At 40.4% G+C, this 235-nt stretch carries 1 protein-coding gene; it reads left to right on the forward strand.

Annotation, left to right across the window (positions count from 1 at the left end):
- The coding region (locus CWB72_RS20370) for a zinc-binding dehydrogenase (protein WP_138635238.1) at positions 1–235 on the forward strand (235 nt) is incomplete at both ends.

Below are 235 nucleotides of genomic sequence, written 5' to 3' on the forward strand. Positions count from 1 at the left end.
CGATACCGTTGCTATATTTGGCCTGGGTGGTATTGGTTTATCTGCAATTATTGGTGCAAAAATGGCAGGCGCGAGTCGTATTATTGGTGTAGACATTAACACCAGTAAATTTGACCTTGCCACTAAACTTGGCGCAACTGATTTAATAAACCCTAAAGACTTCGACAAACCAATTCAAGAAGTAATTGTGGAAATGACTGACGGTGGTGTTGACTACTCGTTTGAATGTATTGGT

This window comes from Pseudoalteromonas phenolica, assembly GCF_005886345.1.
Classification (GTDB): domain Bacteria; phylum Pseudomonadota; class Gammaproteobacteria; order Enterobacterales; family Alteromonadaceae; genus Pseudoalteromonas; species Pseudoalteromonas phenolica_A.